The 18619-nt window shown below is 70.3% G+C and carries 9 protein-coding genes; 3 read left to right on the forward strand and 6 right to left on the reverse strand.

Going from position 1 to position 18619, the window contains the following annotated elements; genetic code table 11:
- Positions 1-123 precede the first annotated feature (123 nt).
- Both treS and ACWGO0_RS03070 read right to left on the reverse strand, forming a co-directional pair.
- The gene (treS, locus tag ACWGO0_RS03065; protein ID WP_453527088.1) at positions 124-1848 is read right to left on the reverse strand and encodes a maltose alpha-D-glucosyltransferase; all 1725 of its coding nucleotides are present in this window, start codon (positions 1846-1848) and stop codon (positions 124-126) included.
- A complete protein-coding gene (locus ACWGO0_RS03070; protein WP_453527091.1) occupies positions 1845-3896 on the reverse strand; it encodes an alpha-1,4-glucan--maltose-1-phosphate maltosyltransferase in 2052 nt (683 codons plus the stop codon). The genes treS and ACWGO0_RS03070 overlap by 4 nt, the downstream gene beginning before the upstream one ends.
- 633 nt (positions 3897-4529) lie before the next feature.
- Between ACWGO0_RS03070 and glgP the strand changes: the two genes are divergently transcribed.
- Positions 4530-7214 (forward strand): alpha-glucan family phosphorylase, encoded by a 2685-nt coding sequence (gene glgP, locus ACWGO0_RS03075; RefSeq protein WP_453527094.1) that lies wholly within the window; start codon positions 4530-4532, stop codon positions 7212-7214.
- 69 nt (positions 7215-7283) lie between these two features.
- Here glgP and ACWGO0_RS03080 read toward each other — a convergent pair whose 3' ends face one another.
- The 4 genes from ACWGO0_RS03080 to glgX all read right to left on the reverse strand — a co-directional run bounded on the left by ACWGO0_RS03080 (position 7284) and on the right by glgX (position 15774).
- The gene (locus ACWGO0_RS03080) at positions 7284-9311 is read right to left on the reverse strand and encodes a M4 family metallopeptidase (protein WP_453527097.1); all 2028 of its coding nucleotides are present in this window, start codon (positions 9309-9311) and stop codon (positions 7284-7286) included.
- A gap of 359 nt (positions 9312-9670) precedes the next feature.
- Entirely contained in the window at positions 9671-11551 is a 1881-nt protein-coding gene (locus tag ACWGO0_RS03085; RefSeq protein WP_453527100.1) for an ABC transporter ATP-binding protein, read from the reverse strand.
- The gene (locus tag ACWGO0_RS03090; RefSeq protein ID WP_453527103.1) at positions 11548-13377 is read right to left on the reverse strand and encodes an ABC transporter ATP-binding protein; all 1830 of its coding nucleotides are present in this window, start codon (positions 13375-13377) and stop codon (positions 11548-11550) included. Before ACWGO0_RS03090 ends, ACWGO0_RS03085 begins: the two co-directional genes overlap by 4 nt.
- A 63-nt stretch (positions 13378-13440) precedes the next feature.
- Entirely contained in the window at positions 13441-15774 is a 2334-nt protein-coding gene (gene glgX / locus ACWGO0_RS03095) for a glycogen debranching protein GlgX (protein WP_453527106.1), read from the reverse strand.
- A gap of 154 nt (positions 15775-15928) precedes the next feature.
- Between glgX and ACWGO0_RS03100 the strand changes: the two genes are divergently transcribed.
- Positions 15929-17155 carry a L,D-transpeptidase gene (locus tag ACWGO0_RS03100; RefSeq protein WP_453527109.1) on the forward strand — a complete coding sequence of 409 codons (1227 nt, stop codon included), beginning with the start codon at positions 15929-15931 and terminating at the stop codon, positions 17153-17155.
- Positions 17156-17352: 197 nt separating this feature from the next.
- Positions 17353-18606: a L,D-transpeptidase gene (locus ACWGO0_RS03105; protein ID WP_453527112.1), complete on the forward strand. Its 1254-nt coding sequence runs from the start codon at positions 17353-17355 to the stop codon at positions 18604-18606.
- Positions 18607-18619 lie beyond the last annotated feature (13 nt).

Raw genomic sequence — 18619 nt, forward strand, 5'->3', positions numbered from 1 at the left:
ACGGACTCGATCTTTGGTCCTGAAAGGACCGGAGGAGCCCGGAAGAGCTCGATATGGGGGGAGAGTGCCCCCTGCGGGGCGGCGGAAACCGCCCCGCGAGAGGTCGTACCGAGCCGCTCGTCGTCAGGCGACGGGCGGGTCCTTCCGCAGCCGGAACCAGTAGAAGCCGTGTCCGGCGAGAGTGAGCAGGTAGGGCCACTGGCCGATGGCGGGGAAGCGCACCCCGCCGATCAGCTCCACCGGGTGACGGCCGTTGTACGCCCGCAGATCCAGCTCCGTCGGCTGTGCGAACCGCGAGAAGTTGTGGACGCAGAGCACCAGATCGTCGGTGCCGTCGCCGTTCGGCGGGGCTTCCCGGATGAAGGCGAGAACGGCCGGGTTCGAGGACGGCAGTTCCGTGTACGAGCCCGTGCCGAACGCGTGGTTCTGCTTGCGGATCTCGATCATCCGCCGCGTCCAGTGCAGCAGTGAGGACGGCGAGGCCATCGACGCCTCGACGTTGGTCACCTGGTAGCCGTAGACCGGGTCCATGATCGTGGGGAGGTACAGACGCCCCGGATCGCTGGACGAGAAACCGGCGTTGCGGTCGGGGGTCCACTGCATCGGGGTGCGTACGGCGTCGCGGTCGCCGAGCCAGATGTTGTCGCCCATCCCGATCTCGTCCCCGTAGTAGAGGATCGGGGAGCCGGGCAGGGACAGCAGCAGCGCCGTGAACAGCTCGATCTGGTTGCGGTCGTTGTCCAGGAGGGGCGCGAGCCGGCGGCGGATGCCGATGTTGGCCCGCATCCGCGGATCCTTGGCGTACTCCGCGTACATGTAGTCGCGCTCTTCGTCCGTGACCATTTCGAGCGTCAGCTCGTCGTGGTTGCGCAGGAAGATGCCCCACTGGCAGTTCTTCGGGATCGCCGGGGTCTTCGCCAGGATTTCCGAGACCGGGTAGCGGCTCTCGCGCCGTACGGCCATGAAGATGCGCGGCATCACCGGGAAGTGGAACGCCATGTGGCACTCGTCGCCGTCGGTCTGGAAGTCGCCGAAGTAGTCGACGACGTCCTCCGGCCACTGGTTGGCCTCGGCGAGCAGCACGGTGTCCGGGTAATTGGCGTCGATCTCCTTGCGGACCCGCTTGAGGAAGTCGTGGGCCTCGGGGAGGTTCTCGCAGTTGGTGTTCTCGCGCTGGTAGAGATACGGCACGGCGTCCAGGCGGAAGCCGTCGATGCCGAGGTCCAGCCAGAAGCGCAGCGCCGAGATGATCTCTTCCTGCACCGCCGGGTTCTCGTAGTTGAGATCGGGCTGGTGCGAGAAGAACCGGTGCCAGTAGTACTGCTTGCGCACCGGGTCGAAGGTCCAGTTGGACGTCTCGGTGTCGACGAAGATGATCCGGGCGTCCGCGAACTGCTTGTCGTCGTCGGCCCAGACGTAGTAGTCGCCGTACGGCCCGTCGGGGTCGGTCCGGGACTGCTGGAACCAGTCGTGCTGATCGCTCGTGTGGTTCATGACGAAGTCGATGATCACGCGCATACCGCGCTGGTGCGCGGCGTCGACGAACTCGACGAAGTCGGCCAGGTCACCGAACTCCGGCAGTACGGCGGTGTAGTCGGAGACGTCGTAACCACCGTCGCGCAGCGGTGACTTGAAGAACGGCGGCAGCCAGAGGCAGTCGACGCCCAGCCACTGCAGATAGTCGAGTTTGGAAGTGATGCCCTTGAGGTCGCCGATGCCGTCGCCGTTGGAGTCCTGGAAGGACCGGACGAGGACCTCGTAGAAGACGGCGCGCTTGAACCAGTCGGGATCGCGGTCCTTGGCGGGAGTGTCCTCGAACGTGTCGTGGACGGGCTCGTTGACGATCATGGTGTGGGTGACCCTCCGGTCGGCGGGGACGGTCGCAGAACGACGATGTGCGCGGGTGTCACACCCGGCTCCAGACGCACATAGAAGGTCCTGCCCCAGTGATAGGTGTCGCCGGTGAGCTCATCGCGCACCGGCACGCGCTCATGCCAGTCCAGGCAGAGCTGTGGCATGTCCAACGAGACCGTGGCCTCCTGGGTGTGGTGGGGGTCGAGGTTGACGACCACCAGAACGATGTTCGAACCCGAGCGCTTGCTGTACGCGATCAGGGCCTCGTTGTCGACGGAGTGGAAGTGCACGTCGCGCAGTTGCTGGAGCGCCGGGTGGCGGCGCCTGATCCGGTTGAGCGAGGTGATCAGCGGTGCCAGCGAACGGCCCTCGCGCTCCGCCGACTCCCAGTCCCTGGGCTTGATCTCGTACTTCTCCGAATGCAGGTACTCCTCGCTCCCGGTACGCACCGGGGTGTTCTCGCACAGCTCGAACCCCGCGTACACGCCCCAGGAGGGGGACAGGGTCGCGCCCAGGACGGCCCGCGCCTCGAAGGCGGGACGGCCGCCGTCCTGGAGGTAACCGGGAAGGATGTCGGGGGTGTTCACGAAGAAGTTGGGGCGCATGTACGAGGCGGAGTCACCCGAAAGCTCCGTGACGTACTCGGTGAGTTCCTGCTTGGTGTTACGCCAGGTGAAGTACGTGTACGACTGCTGGAAGCCGACCGCGGCGAGCGCGCGCATCATCGCGGGACGGGTGAACGCCTCGGCGAGGAAGATCACGTCGGGGTCGGTGCGGTTGATCTCGCCGATCACCTTCTCCCAGAAGACGACCGGCTTGGTGTGCGGGTTGTCGACGCGGAAGACGCGTACGCCGTGGTCCATCCAGAACCGCAGGATGCGGACCGACTCCGTGACGAGGCCGCGCAGGTCCTTGTCGAAGGCGATCGGGTAGATGTCCTGGTACTTCTTCGGCGGGTTCTCCGCGTAGGCGATGGAGCCGTCGGGGCGGTGGTGGAACCACTCCGGGTGCTCGGTCACCCAGGGGTGGTCGGGGGAGCACTGGAGGGCGAAGTCGAGCGCCACCTCCATGCGCAGGGTGCGGGCGGTCTCGACGAAGTGGTCGAAGTCCTCGAGGGTGCCGAGCTCGGGGTGGACGGTGTCGTGACCGCCGTCGGCCGAGCCGATCGCCCACGGCACGCCCGGGTCGTCCGGGCCGGGGGAGAGGCTGTTGTCCGCCCCCTTGCGGTGGGTGGTGCCGATGGGATGGATCGGCGGGAGGTAGACGACGTCGAAGCCCATCGCCGCGACGGCGGGGAGCCGTTCGGCGGCGGTGCGGAAGGTGCCGCTGATGATCCGGGTGGCGGGCGGCTGGGGGGTCGCGGTCTTGCCCGCCCTGCCCTTCCGCGCGCCCTTCGGCGGCTTGATCTGCTCCGTCCTCGCGCCCTCGGAGCGCGGGAACAGCTCGTACCAGGAGCCGTAGAGGGCCCTGCGGCGCTCCACGGTCAGGGGCAGCGGGCGGGAGGCGGTGACCAGTTCGCGCAGGGGGTGGCGGGACAGGGCCTCCTCGGCGGCGGGGGTGAGCGCCGCGGCCAGCCGGGAGGCCGCCGGGCGCTTGGTGTCGCGCAGGGCGTCGGCGGCGGCGAGCACCGCCTCGCGGCCCTCCTGCTTCGGTACGTCCTCGGCGGCACGCTCGTAGAGTGCGGCGCCCTCGGCCAGGACGAGTTCGGTGTCGATGCCCGCGGGGATCTTGATCTGTGCGGCGTGCCGCCAGGTGGCGACCGGATCGCTCCACGCCTCCACCGTGTAGGTCCAGTGGCCTTCGGCCGACGGGGTGACGTCGGCGCCCCAGCGGTCGGTGCCCGGCGCCAGTTCACGCATCGGAGTCCATGGTCCGGGGCGTCCGCCGGCGTCGTGCAGCACGACATTGGCGGCCACCGCGTCATGGCCTTCGCGGAAGACGGTGGCGGTGACCTGGAAGGTCTCACCGGCGACGGCTTTCGCCGGCCTTCTGCCGCAGTCGACGAGCGGACGGACGTCGAGGACTGGAATGCGACCGATCATGGAATCACCTGGGGGCTGGAGCTCGGGATGCGCGGGGCGCGACGGGGTGGCGGCGAGCTGTATCGGCGTGCCGCGGTTGTCGGGGTTTGTCCTTTGTAGCCGCTCTGCTGTCGGCTGGCTGGCTGTGGGCATGGCCGCTCCTGTCCGCGTTCACTCGAATGGCACTCGAATGGGTGGTGCGCGGGGTACCCGCGCACGATTCGGTGCGCGGATACGGACTGCCGAGGCTGCGTACCGGGGAAGCCTGCCCACCGTTCTCGGGTGGGCAATCCGGCGCTGTGTTAACTACTCGGTCGTAGCTGCCGGGTGCCCCGCGGCGGTTCGCCGTTCCCCGGCCGCCACCCGGAAGCCTTCCTTGTGCCCCGAAGTGCCACAAGGCCACATGCGGGGGTGGAATCGGCCATATCGCCTGGGGCGGATTCATGCTCGTTGGGCCAATGGGGGCCATGAGGTGGAGGCGCGGGGCGGAGCCGGGGTGCGGAGGTGCGGCCGGACGTGGCCGCCGGACCCGGTGAGCCGGTCGCGCGCCGTGGCAGGTTCCGTCGGCGCGCCGCTACCTTCGAGGGTGACGGAGAGGGCGCACACCGTGGTGCGTCCCCTCGGATTCGTACGTCCCCTGTAAAGGTGGAATACGTGAAGGCCATTCGTCGATTCACCGTGCGTCCCGTCCTCCCCGATTCCCTCCAACCGCTTCAGGACCTCGCCCGCAACCTGCGGTGGTCCTGGCACACCGAGACCCGTGAGCTCTTCCAGACCGTCGACCCCGAGGGCTGGCGGTCCGCGGACGCCGACCCCGTACGACTCCTGGGTGCCGTGTCCGCCGCGCGCCTCGCCGAGCTGGCCGCGGACCAGCAGTTCCTGCGTCGCCTGACCCAGGTCTCCGACGACCTCAAGGAGTACCGGGACGGCCCGAGGTGGTATCAGGACCAGCTCGCCGCCGGTACGGAACTCCCCGCCGCCGTCGCCTACTTCTCACCCGAGTTCGGTGTGACCGCGGCCCTGCCGCAGTACTCCGGCGGACTCGGCATCCTCGCGGGCGACCACCTCAAGGCCGCCAGTGACCTGGGCGTACCCCTCATCGGAGTGGGTCTGCTCTACCGGCACGGCTACTTCCGCCAGACCCTGTCGCGCGACGGCTGGCAGCAGGAGCACTATCCCGTCCTCGACCCCAACGAACTGCCGCTCACCCTGGTCCGGGAGGCCGACGGCACCCCCAGCCGGGTGGTGCTGGCCCTGCCCGGCGGGCGCTCGCTCCACGCCTGTATCTGGCAGGCGCACGTGGGCCGCGTACCGCTGCTGCTGCTCGACTCCGACGTCGAGGAGAACGCGGCGGGCGAACGCGACGTCACCGACCGGCTGTACGGCGGCGGCAGCCACCACCGGCTGCTCCAGGAGATGCTGCTCGGCATCGGCGGCGTCCGCGCGGTGCGGACCTACTGCCGGCTGACCGGGACCGCCGCCCCCGAGGTCTTCCACACCAACGAGGGGCACGCCGGATTCCTCGGCCTGGAGCGCATCCGGGAACTCTCCGAGACCGGCCTGGACTTCGACGCCGCCCTGGAAGTGGTGCGGGCCGGCACGGTCTTCACCACCCACACCCCGGTACCCGCCGGGATAGACCGCTTCGACCGCCAGCTGGTGGCCCGGCACTTCGGGGACGACGGCGAACTGCCCGGCGTCGCCGTCGAGCGGATCCTCCGGCTCGGCATGGAGACGTACGAGGGCGGCGAACCCGGCCTCTTCAACATGGCGGTCATGGGGCTGCGGCTCGCCCAGCGGGCCAACGGGGTCTCCACCCTGCACGGAGCCGTCAGCCGGGAGATGTTCTCCGGCCTGTGGCCGGGATTCGACCCCTCCGAGGTGCCCATCACCTCGGTGACCAACGGTGTGCACGCCCCGACCTGGGTGGCCCCGGAGGTCTTCCGTCTCGGGGCGGGACAGGTCGGCGCGGGCCGCGTCGGCGACGCGCTCGTCGGCGGACCGGTGGAGGGCACGTCCGACAGCGACTCGGGCGCACGCCCCGCCGGCACACCCAGACGCTGGGAGGCCGTGGCCGGTATCCCCGACCGGGAGATCTGGGACCTGCGCCGGGTCCTGCGCGAACAACTGGTCACGGAGGTCCGCAAGCGGCTCTACGCCTCCTGGCGGCGGCGCGGCGCCGGTACGGCCGAACTCGGCTGGATCGACGGAGTCCTGGACCCGGACGTGCTGACCATCGGCTTCGCCCGCCGCGTGCCCTCGTACAAGCGCCTCACGCTCATGCTCCGCGACCGCGACCGGCTGACGGAGCTGCTGCTCCACCCGGAGCACCCCATCCAGATCGTCGTCGCGGGCAAGGCGCACCCGGCCGACGACGGCGGCAAGCGGCTGGTGCAGGAGCTGGTGCGCTTCTCGGACGACCCGCGGGTGCGCCACCGCATCGTCTTCCTGCCGGACTACGGCATGGGCATGGCGCAGAAGCTCTACCCGGGCTGCGACGTCTGGCTCAACAACCCGCTGCGTCCGCTGGAGGCATGCGGCACCAGCGGGATGAAGGCGGCGCTGAACGGCTGTCTCAACCTCTCGGTGCGGGACGGCTGGTGGGACGAGTGGTACGAGCCGGACTTCGGCTGGGAGATCCCCACCGCCGACGGTTCCGCCACCGACGAGGACCGGCGCGACGAGCTGGAGGCGAACGCCCTCTACGCGCTGATCGAGGACCGGGTCGCGCCGCGCTTCTACGACCGCGACGCGCAGGGGCTGCCCGAGCGGTGGATCGAGATGGTCCGCCGCACCCTGGTCACCCTCGGACCCAAGGTGCTCGCGGGACGCATGGTGCGTGAGTACGTGGAGCGGCTCTACGCACCCGCCGCACTGTCCCGGCGCTCCCTCGACCCGGAGGCGGCCAGGGAACTCGCGGTGTGGAAGGCCCGGGTCAGGGCCGCCTGGCCCGGGGTCGCCGTCGACCACGTGGAGGCGTCGGCCGCCACCGTCACGGGCGGCTCGGCGGAGTTGGGCTCCACGCTGTCGCTCCGGGTGCGGGTGGCCCTGGGCGGCCTCGACCCGGACGACGTCGAGGTCCAGGTGGTCGCCGGGCGAGTCGATTCCGGTGACGCGATCGCGGACGCCCAGGCGTTCCCGCTGAAGCCGGCGGGCGGTCACGACCTGGAGGACCGCTGGCTGTACGAGGGCCCGCTCGCCCTCGACCGCACCGGACCGTACGGCTACACCGTGCGCGTGCTGCCGGCCCACCGGCTGCTGGCGTCCGGCGCGGAACTCGGCCTGGTCGCGCTGCCGTCCGAGGGGGCTGCGGAGGGCGCGGGCGTGCTGCTGCGCTGATCTCTCCAGGACATGCCAACGGCCCGGGAGGAGATTTGAACTCCTCCCGGGCCGTTGTGTTCAGTTGCTTCAGAAGGTCAGTTTGAAGCTGTTGATCCTGCCGGTGTCCTGTGCGGCGACGTCCTGGACCTTGAGCTTCCAGGCGCCGTTCGCCACCTCGGACGAGGCGTTGGCGGTGTACGTCGTCACCACGTTGTCCGCTGAATCGCTCGACGAGGAGTTCTTCAGCCGGTACGCGGTGCCGTCGGGGGCCACCAGGTCGATGACGAGGTCACCGCGCCAGGTGTGCGTGATGTTCACGCCGACCTGGAGGGCGCTCGGCGCGTTGCCGGTGACACCGGTGACGTTGACCGTGCTGGTGACGGCAGCGCCGTTGTCCGGGATCGACACGGCCGTGGTGTTCTCGAAGACGGTGCCACCGCCGCCGCCACCGGGGCGCGAGCCCACGTTGATGCCGGCCCAGGCGTCGGCCACGGCCTTGTACTCGGCGCTGGTCGTTCCGTACAGCTCACCGGCGACGGCGAGGGTGCCGGTGCGGGCGGCGGCGTAGTTCGTCGTGGAGGTGAACTTGGTGGTGAGCGCCTTGAACCAGATCTGCAGGGCCTTGTCCCGGCCGATGCCGGTCACGGGCAGACCGTCGGAGGTCGGCGAGTCGTACGAGACGCCGTTGACGGTCTTGGCGCCGCTGCCCTCGGAGAGCAGGTAGAACCAGTGGTTCGCCGGGCCCGAGGAGTAGTGGACGTCGATCGAGCCGATGCCCGAGTACCAGGCGTCCTTGGACGAGCCGTCCTTGCTCGGCTTGTCCATGTAGCGCAGCGGGGTGCCGTTGCCCCTGATGTCGATCTTCTCGCCGACGAGGTAGTCGCCCGGGTCCGCGGCGGTGTTGGAGTAGAACTCCACGCCCGCGGCGAAGATGTCGGAGGTCGCCTCGTTGAGGCCGCCGGACTCACCGCTGTAGACCAGGTTGGCCGTGGCGGCGGTGACGCCGTGCGACATCTCGTGGGCGGCGACGTCGAGCGAGGTCAGCGGCTTGAGGTTGCCGGCGCCGTCGCCGTACGTCATGCAGAAGCAGCTGTCCTGCCAGAAGGCGTTGACGTAGGCGTTGCCGTAGTGGACGCGGGAGTACGCGGCGACGCCGTCACCGCGGATACCCGTGCGGCCGTGCACGTTCTTGAAGTAGTCCCACGTCTTGGCGGCGCCGAAGTGCGCGTCCGCGCCCGCGGTCTCCAGGTTCTGCGGGGTGCCGTCGCCCCAGATGTCGTCGGCGCCGGAGAAGAGCGTCCCGGTGCCCGACGTGCCGCGGTTCAGGTTGTACGTCTTGCCGTTGCCCCGCGTGGTGTCGGTCAGCGTGTACGAGGGCGCGGTGCCGAGCGTGACCTGGCCGTTGTACTGGGTGTTGCCCGTGCCGTTCTCGACGGCCTGCCACTCGTAGAGCTTGGCGCCGCTGGAGGCGTCCGTGACGACGTGCAGCTCGTTCGGGGTGCCGTCGTGCTGGAAGCCGCCGACGACGGTCTCGTACGCGAGCTGCGGTGTGCCGCTCGCCAGCCAGACCACCTTGCGCGGGGCCTTGCTCGCCTCGGTCGCCTTCGAACCCTCGGACTTCGCGGCGCCCAGCGCCTGCTTCTCCGCGGTGGCCGGCGCGACGTCGGCAGTGGTGCCGACCGCCTTCAGCTGGGCGGTGGTCGCCTTGGACGCCTTGGTGACGCTCTCGGTCTTCCCGGCCTTGGTCTCCTGCACGACGAGGTCGCCGCCGAGGACCGGAAGTCCGCCGAGGGTGCGCTCGTACCTGGTGTGCGTGGTGCCGTCGCGGTCCTGGACGACATCGCGGACGACGAGCTTCTCCTGAGCGCCGAGGCCGAGCTTCTCGGCGGTGGCGGCCTTGGTGGAGTTGGCCTCGCGGAGCAGCTCGGCGCGCTGCGAGGGAGAGAGCGGCGCGGGGAGCGAACCCGGGTCCGCCTTGGCGGCGGCCGGGGCGGCGATGGGGCCACTGCCGGGAGTGGCGGTGGCGGTGCCGGTCTGGATTCCGACGGCGATCATGGCTGCGGCGGCGATCAGAGCGCCGGTCGCGGTGGCACGACGGCTGTGCGTGGATCTCACGCTGACTCCTTCTGCGAGGGGGGTATTCGGGCGGCTGGGTGAGCCATCCGGGCAGAGCAAGCGGTGCGCAGAACGGGGTGAAGAGTGTCAGCAGATGTGTGCACCTGTCAGGACCGCGTCAAGAACTTGGCCGGAAATCGTCCGCTGCCTGATGGGCCATGTTCGTTAAGCGGACGTTTCGCCGATCTTTGCCGCGATGGCGTCCGGAGTTCGACGGAGCCGGAATTCCCAGGGTGAGGACGGGTCCGTAACACACACAGCGTGTTCGAACGGCGCATGCGTTTCCGGCCGATGGCCACCTGTTGAGACAGCGCGGAGTGTGGCTCGTTCCGCGCCGTCCCACAGGGGCCTGTCCGGCCTCAGGCCAGACTTTCCCGCCAGGCGCGGTGCAGCCCGGCGAACCGGCCCGTGCCGCCGATGAGTTCGGCCGGGGCCCCGTCCTCCACGATCCGGCCGTGCTCCATCACCAGCACCCGGTCCGCGATCTCCACGGTGGAAAGACGGTGCGCGATCACCACCGCCGTACGGCCGTGCAGCACCGTGTCCATGGCCCGCTGCACCGCCCGTTCACCCGGGATGTCCAGGGAACTCGTCGCCTCGTCGAGGATCAGCACCGCCGGATCGGCGAGCAGGGCCCGGGCGAACGCGACGAGCTGACGCTGGCCCGCGGAGATCCGGCCGCCCCGCTTGCGTACGTCCGTGTCGTAGCCGTCGGGCAGGCTGCTGATGAAGTCGTGCGCGCCGATGGCCTTCGCCGCGCGCTCGATCTCCCCGGGCGTCGCGTCCGGCCGGCCGATCGCGATGTTCTCGGCGACCGTCCCGGAGAACAGGAACGCCTCCTGCGTCACCATCACCACGCCCCGCCGCAGGCCGGCGATGGTGAGGTCCCGCAGATCGGTGCCGTCCAGCAGGACCCGGCCCTCGGTCGGATCGTAGAAACGGGCCAGCAGCTTCGCGAGCGTCGACTTGCCCGCACCCGTCGAACCGACCACGGCGACGGTCTGCCCGGCCGGCACCGTCAGATCGAAGCGGGGCAGCACCTCACCGCCGGTGCGGTAGGCGAAGCGCACCCCCTCGAAGGTGACCTCACGGCCCGGGTGTTCACCGGTCAGGGCCGGGAGCTCCTTCGGAGCGGTCGTCTCTGGGACCGTGGGCGTCTGCGCCAGCAGACCCGCGATCTTGTCGAGCGAGGCGGCGGCGGACTGATAGGAGTTCAGGAACATCCCGAGCCGGTCGATCGGGTCGTAAAGACGCCGCAGATACAGCACGGCCGCGGCCAGCACCCCGAGGGCGAGCGTCCCGGACGCCACGCGGTAGGCGCCCCACAGCACCATCGCGGCGACCGCCGTGTTGGCGACCAGCCGGGAGCCGATGACATAGCGCGCCATCTCCAGTATCGCGTCGCCGTTCGACCGCTCGTGACGGTGGTTCAGCGCCCCGAAGTCCGCGTCGTTGCCCCGCTCCCGGCGGAACGCCTTGACCGGCCGGATGCCGTTCATCGTCTCCGCGAACTTCACGATGACCGAGGCGATCGCCGTGGACCGGGCGGCGAACGCCTTCGCGGCCCGCCGCTGGTACAGGCGCACCAGCAGATACAGCGGTACGAAGGAGAGCACCGCGATCGAGCCCATGGCGGGGTCCAGCCAGAGCAGCAGCACGGAGATCGACAGGAACGACAGGATCACGCCGATCAGTTCCTGGAGCCCCTCGCTCAGCAGCTCCCGCAGCGACTCCACATCCGTGGTGGAGCGCGAGATCAGCCGGCCCGAGGTGTAGCGCTCGTGGAAGTCCACGCTCAGCGCCTGCGCGTGACGGAAGATCCGGCCGCGCAGATCGAGCAGCACGTCCTGGTTGATCCGCGCAGAGGCCCTGATGAACGCGTACTGGAGGATGCCCGCCCCGAGCGAACAGAGCGCGTATCCGACGGCCACGGCGATCAGCGGCCCGTAGTCGTTGTCCCGGAACGCGGGTACGCCGCTGTCGATGGCGTACGCCACCAGGAGCGGCCCCGCCTGGACGGCGGCCTGCTGGAGCACCAGGAGCAGGGCGGACACCCCGACCCGGCCGCGCATGGGCCGCAGCAGCGAGGCCAGCAGCGCCCGCGTCGCGCCACGCGGCGCGGGCAGGGCGTCCCGGTCGAACGGGTCACCGGCCGGAGCGGCGGCCTTGCCCCCGGCAGGCTCCTCGGGGGGCAGGCCGTCGTCGGCCAGAGCGGGTCCGTCGGTGGTCGTACTGGTCATCGGTTGCTGCCCTCCTCGGCAGTGGCGTCCTCAAGCGCGGCGGCGTCTTCAAGAGCCGAGGCGTCCTGCGCGCCCGACATCAGCCAGGCGTATTCGGCGTTGGTACGCAGCAGTTCCTGATGCGTGCCGACAGCGCTGATCCGCCCCTCGGAGAGCAGCGCCACCCGGTCCGCGAGCATCACGGTGGACGGCCGGTGCGCCACGACCACTGCCGTCGTCCGCTCCAGCACCCGCCGCAGCGCCGCCTCCACCAGCGTCTCCGTGTGCACGTCCAGGGCGGAGAGCGGATCGTCCAGCACCAGGAAGCGGGGACGGCCGACGACGGCGCGGGCCAGCGCGAGACGCTGCCGCTGACCACCGGAGAGGCTGAGCCCCTGCTCGCCGACCTGGGTGTCCAGACCGTGCGGGAGGCCGTACACGAAGTCCGCCTGTGCGACGGCGAGGGCCCGGCGCAGCTCCTCATCGCCCGCGCCTTCGGCGCCCATCAGCACGTTCTCGCCGACGGTCGCGGAGAAGAGGGTCGGCTCCTCGAACGCCACCGACACGAGCTCCCGCAGCCGCGGCCGTGCCATGGTGGCGATGTCCTCACCGTCCAGCGTGATCCGGCCCGCCGTGATCTCGTGCAGCCGGGGCACGAGCGCCGTGAGCGTCGTCTTCCCCGAGCCGGTCGCGCCCACCAGGGCCATCGTCTCGCCGGGGCGGATCCGCAGATCGATGCGCGCCAGTACGGGCGCGGAGTCCGGATCTGCGTCGGGATACCGGAACTCGACGCCTTCGAAGACCATGCCCGGCTCATCGGTCCCGCGGTCGTCCACGGCCCCGTCGGCGCCGCTCTCCTCCGCCACGTCCATGACCTCGAAGTACCGCTCCGTCGCCGTCGCCGACTCCTGGCTCATCGCCAGCAGGAACCCGATCGACTCCACCGGCCAGCGCAGTGCCAGCGCCGTCGAGAGGAAGGCGACGAGTGTGCCCGCCGACAGCGCGCCGTCGGCGACCTGGACCGTGCCGAGCACCAGCGCCGCACCGATCGCCAGCTCCGGGATGGTGGTGATGAGGGCCCAGATCCCGGCGAGCAGCCTGGCCTTGCCCAGCTCCGTACCCCGCAGCTTCTGCGAGAGCTCGCGGAAGGCCAGGGCCTGGCTGCGGTGGCGCCCGAAGCCCTTGACGATCCGGATGCCGAGCACGCTCTCCTCGACGACCGTCGTCAGATCGCCCACCTGGTCCTGTGCCTTGCGCGCCACCACGGAGTACTTCGTCTCGAACAGCGAGCAGAGGATCACCAGTGGGACGGCGGGCGCGAGCAGCACCAGACCGAGCGTCCATTCCTGCGCGAACAGGATGACGAAACCGACCAGGATCGTGGTCGCGTTGACCAGCAGAAAGACCAGCGGGAAGGCGAGGAACATCCGCAGCAGCATCAGATCCGTGGTCCCGCGCGAGAGCAGTTGCCCCGAGGGCCAGCGGTCGTGGAAGGCCACGGGCAGCCGTTGCAGATGGCGGTAGAGGTCGGCGCGCATCGATGCCTCGACACTCGCGAGGGGCCGTGCCACGAGCCACCGCCGCAGCCCGAAGAGCCCCGCCTCCGCTATCCCCAGAAGCAGCAGGTACAGCGCGCCGAGCCAGACGCCGCCGGGATCGCGGTCAGCGACCGGACCGTCCACCATCCACTTCAGTACGAGCGGGATCACGAGCCCGAGGCACGAGGCCAGGACCGCGACGAACGCCGCGCTGAACAGCCGGACGCGGATGGGACGGACATAGGGCCACAGGCGCAGCAGCGAGCGCACGGCGGACCGGTCCGTGTGCTCTGCAGGTGTTTCGGGCATCAGGAGCGAGCCTACGGTTCACCACTGACATCCCTCATGTCCTTTTCTGGCCGCGTCCGCCCGTCACATGTCACGCCCCACCCGCAGCAGCAGCACCGCCCGTGCCGGAACAGTGAGGGTCGCGCCGCCCCGGTGCAGCGTCCCGGGGGCGGCCGACTGGTCCTCCAGCGAGGTGTCCAGGACCAGTTCGTACGTCGTCGCCCAGGGCGGCCCGGGGAGGGTGAAACCGGTCGGCCGGTCCCCCGCGTGGAGGAGCGTCAGGAAGCTGTCGTCGGTCACCTGCTCACCCCGGGCGTCCCGGCCCGGGATGTCCCGCCCCGACAGATAGAGCCCGAGTGTCGCCGCAGGCGCGTACCAGTCCTGCTCCGTCATCTCCTTGCCCTCGCGGGTGAACCACGCCAGGTCGCGCAGCCCGTCCGGGGCCTGGGCGCGGCCCGAGAAGAACGCCCGGCGCCGCAGCACCGGGTGGGTGTGGCGCAGGGCCAGCACCCGGGCGGTCAGCTCGGTGAGACCGCGCCAGTGGGGGTCGTCGAGCAGCGACCAGTCCAGCCAGCTGACCTCGTTGTCCTGGCAGTACGCGTTGTTGTTGCCCCCTTGCGTACGTCCCATCTCGTCGCCCGCCACCAGCATCGGCACACCCGTCGACAGGAGCAGCGTGGTCAGGAGGTTGCGCAGCTGGCGGCGGCGCAGCGCGTTGATGGCGGCGTCGTCCGTCTCGCCCTCGGCGCCGCCGTTCCAGGCGCGGTTGTCGTGCGTACCGTCGCGGTTGCCCTCGCCGTTGGCCTCGTTGTGCTTCTGCTCGTAACTGACCAGGTCGCGCAGGGTGAAGCCGTCGTGCGCCGTGACGAAGTTGACCGAGGCGTACGGCCGCCGGCCACCCCAGGCGTACAGGTCGCTGGAGCCGGTGAGCCGGTAGCCGAGATCCCTCACATCGGGCAGGGCGCCGCGCCAGAAATCGCGTACGGCATCGCGGTAGCGGTCGTTCCACTCCGTCCACAGCGGGGGGAACGCGCCCACCTGGTAGCCGCCGTTGCCGACGTCCCACGGCTCCGCGATCAGTTTGACGCGGCGCAGCACCGGGTCCTGGGCGATCACCGCGAGGAACGGGGACAGCATGTCGACGTCGTGCATCGAGCGGGCGAGCGCCGCCGCCAGGTCGAAGCGGAAGCCGTCGACGCCCATCTCCGTCACCCAGTAGCGCAGCGAGTCGGTGATCAGCCGCAGGACCTGCGGCTGCACCACGTGCAGGGTGTTGCCGCAGCCGGTGTAGTCCGCGTACCTGCGGGCGTCGGCCTGGAGCCGGTAGTAGCCGCGGTTGTCGATGCCGCGCAGCGACAGCATCGGGCCCAGCTCGCCCGCCTCCGCCGTGTGGTTGTAGACCACGTCGAGGATCACCTCGATCCCGGCGTCGTGCAGGGCGTGCACCATCCGTTTGAACTCGCCGACCTGCTGGCCCGCGGTGCCGCTCGCCGAGTAGCCGGCGTGCGGGGCGAAGTAGCCGATGGAGTTGTAGCCCCAGTAGTTGTGCAGCCCGCGCCGCAGCAGATGGTCCTCGTGCGCGAACTGGTGCACCGGCAGCAGCTCGACCGCCGTGACCCCGAGCCGTTTCAGATGGCTGATCGCCGCCGGGTGCGCGAGACCGGCGTACGTGCCCCGCAGCTCCTCCGGGATGTCCGGGTGGAGCTTGGTGAAGCCGCGTACGTGGAGTTCGTAGATGACGGAGTCCGCCCAGGGCGTCTTGGGGCGCCGGTCCTCCACCCAGTCGTCGTCGTCATGGACCACGACGCCCTTGGGGACGAAGGGGGCCGAGTCCCGGTCGTCGCGCACGGTGTCCGCGACATGCTGCTGCGGCCAGTCCCGGACGTGGCCGTACACCTCGGACGGCAGGGTGAAGGTGCCGTCCACCGCACGGGCGTACGGGTCAAGGAGCAGTTTCGCCGCGTTCCAGCGGGCGCCGGTCCACGGGTCCCAGCGGCCGTGCACCCGGTAGCCGTAGCGTGTTCCGGGGCGGACACCCGGCACGAAGCCGTGCCAGATCTCGTGGGTCAGCTCGGTCAGCGGGCAGCGCGTCTCGTTGCCCCGCTCGTCGAAGAGGCAGAGGTCGACGGACTCCGCCCCGCCCGCCCAGAGCGCGAAGTTGGTCCCCGCCACTCCGTCGGGTCCCACCCGGAACCGGGCCCCGAGCGGCATGGGCGCCCCCGGCCAGACGGGTGGTGCGGGCGGCGCCCCGCGAGCGGCGGCGGCCCCGTTGCGGTGCCCGTTCACCTGGGCGGCGAGGGGCGTCTCCCCGGCGCCCGGGACCTGCGGGATCCCGTCGGACCCCGGGCCCCCGGGTTCCGCCTCCACCGCCTTCCCGATCGACTCCTGCACTGCCTCCTGCTCGGCTGCGCTCGACACCTCTCAGCCTCCCGCGGCTCGTTCGGACCGGCACCGGCGAGGGAGCCCACGGCGTCCCGGCCGCGACCCTCCCGATGTGGTCCTTCCCTCTGTTCTGCCCAGGGCGGGGCCCGCACTCACGTTTCCCCCGAGCGGCCCTGGTCGTTGGGGGTGCGTGAACCACGTAGCGAAAAGGACACGGGCGGGTTCGGCCGCCGTGCCGGCATGGGCGGGGCTGCTCACCGCGCTGGCCGTACTGACCGGCTGCACCGACGGAAAGCCACTGCTCGGGGAGGGCAAGCCGCGCTCTCCGCGCGATGCGATCCGCATCCTCCCCGAGGACGGTGCCAAGGACGTCGGCTCGGAGAGCCGCATCGAGGTGAAGGTCCCCGACGGGCGGCTGGAGCGCGTGCGGGTGACCCGGATCGAGGACGCACAGCGCGAGGAGGTGTCCGGCCGGGTCTCGCAGGACGGGCGCTCCTGGGCGCCGACGGGCGGTACGGGCCTGCTCGGCCTCGCCTCGAAGTACAGCGTCGAGGCGGTGGCCGTGGACGCGGCGGGCCGCCGCTCGGCGCGCAACACCACCTTCACCACGGTGGTCCCCGAGCACCGCTTCATCGGCTACTTCAAGCCGGAGAACCGGTCCACGGTGGGCACCGGCATGATCGTTTCCTTCGACTTCAACCGCCCCATCCGCGACCGCGCGGCCGTGGAGAGGGCCATCAGGGTCACCGCGGAACCGGCGGTGGAGGTGGTGGGCCACTGGTTCGGCAAGGACCGCCTCGACTTCCGCCCCGCGGCGTACTGGAAGCCCGGCACCGAGGTCACCGTCGACGTGGGGCTGCGCGATGTGCAGGGTGCGCCCGGGGTGTACGGGAGCCAGCGGAAGAAGGTCGGCTTCACGGTGGGCCGCTCCCAGGTGTCCCTGGTGGACGCGGCCGAGCACACCATGGAGGTACGCCGCGACGGCGAGCTGGTCAGCACGGTGCCGATCACGGCGGGCGCCCCGAAGACGACCACGTACAACGGGAAGATGGTGGTCACCGAGCTGCACGAGGTGACCCGGATGGACGGGGCCACGGTCGGGTTCGGCGGCGAGTACGACATCAAGGACGTCCCGCACGCCATCCGGCTCACCGAGTCCGGCACCTTCCTGCACGGCAACTACTGGGCCTCGTACGACACGTTCGGCTCACTCAACACCAGCCACGGCTGCATCGGGCTGCGCGATGTGAAGGGCGGCAGCGGGAAGACCCCGGGCGGCTGGTTCTTCGACCGGACCCTCATCGGGGACGTCGTCGAGGTGGTCAACTCCCGCGATACGAAGGTCGCTCCCGACAACGGTCTCGGCGGCTGGAACCTCGACTGGAAGCAGTGGAAGGCGGGCTCCGCACTGCGCTGACGCCCGCTCCGCCCCCTGCTCCTCCGCACCCCGCGCCACCTGCGCATGTCCCCGGACAAGTTGGGACTGAACGGTGACATTCGGAGGGGAGTCCTCCCGCCGTCCGGTGTGATTATCTAGCGCCGGGCGCGCATGTTCAGCGCGCGGGGGTGCGGGCACCGGCGGGTCGCCGGGCCGTGCGAGGGGAGACAACCACATTGAACGGGCAGCCCATATGGGGGGCATCGGCCGGAGCGGGTGGCGGACGGCGCGGGCGCGGGGCGTCGGGGGCCCTGGCTCTGGTACTGGGCGCGCTGCTGTTGCTGGTGACAGCCTGCGGCGGGGGAACGGCCGACGCCGGGAGCAAGCCGAAGAAGGACGACGGGCCGAAGGCCGCGGACACCAGTGCCTCGCAGGCGGTGGTGACCATCGCCCCTGACGACGGCGCGGACGACGTGGCGACGAGCGGGGCGCTGAAGGTCTCGGCGGCCAAGGGCAAGCTGAGCACGGTGAAGGTGGCCGACCCCAAGGGCAACGAGGTCGAGGGGAAGATCGCGGCCGACGGGGCGAGCTGGATCCCCGTCCGGCATCTGGCCGCGGCGACGAAGTACGCGGTGCACGCAGTCGCCAAGGACACCGAGGGGCGTGAGTCCGCGAAGGACACCACGTTCACCACGCTGGTCCCGCAGAACACCTTCATCGGGCAGTACACGCCCGAGGACGGTTCGACCGTCGGCGTCGGCATGCCGGTGTCGATCCACTTCACCCGGGGGATCACCGACCCGGACGCCGTGGAGAACGCGATCCGGGTGACGGCCGATCCGGCCGTCGAGATCGAGGGCCACTGGTTCGGCAACGACCGGCTCGACTTCCGCCCGGAGAAGTACTGGGCCGCGGGCACCAAGGTGACCGTGGAGCTCGGCCTCGACGGCGTCGAGGGGCGGCCGGGGGTCTACGGCAAGCAGGCCAAGACGGTGAAGTTCACCATCGGCCGCAGCCAGGTCTCCACGGTCGACGCGACGTCCAAGCGGATGAAGGTGGTCAGGGACGGCAAGGAGATCAAGGACATCCCGATCTCCGCGGGCGCCCCGGCGACGACCACGTACAACGGTCAGATGGTCATCAGCGAGAAGCTCAAGGTGACCCGGATGAACGGTGACACCGTCGGCTTCGGCGGCGAGTACGACATCAAGGACGTGCCGCACGCGATGCGTCTGTCCACCTCGGGCACCTTCATCCACGGCAACTACTGGGGTGCCTCGAGCATCTTCGGCACGACCAACACCAGCCACGGCTGTGTCGGTCTGCGCGATGTGCGCGGCGGGTACGACGGCCAGACCCCGGCGGCCTGGTTCTTCAACAAGTCCCTCATCGGCGACGTCGTCGTCGTGAAGAACTCCAAGGACAAGACGATCCAGCCGGACAACGGCCTCAACGGCTGGAACATGCCCTGGTCGGAGTGGACCGCGTAACTCGGGCGGTCGA

Source organism: Streptomyces sp. NPDC055749, from assembly GCF_053617235.1.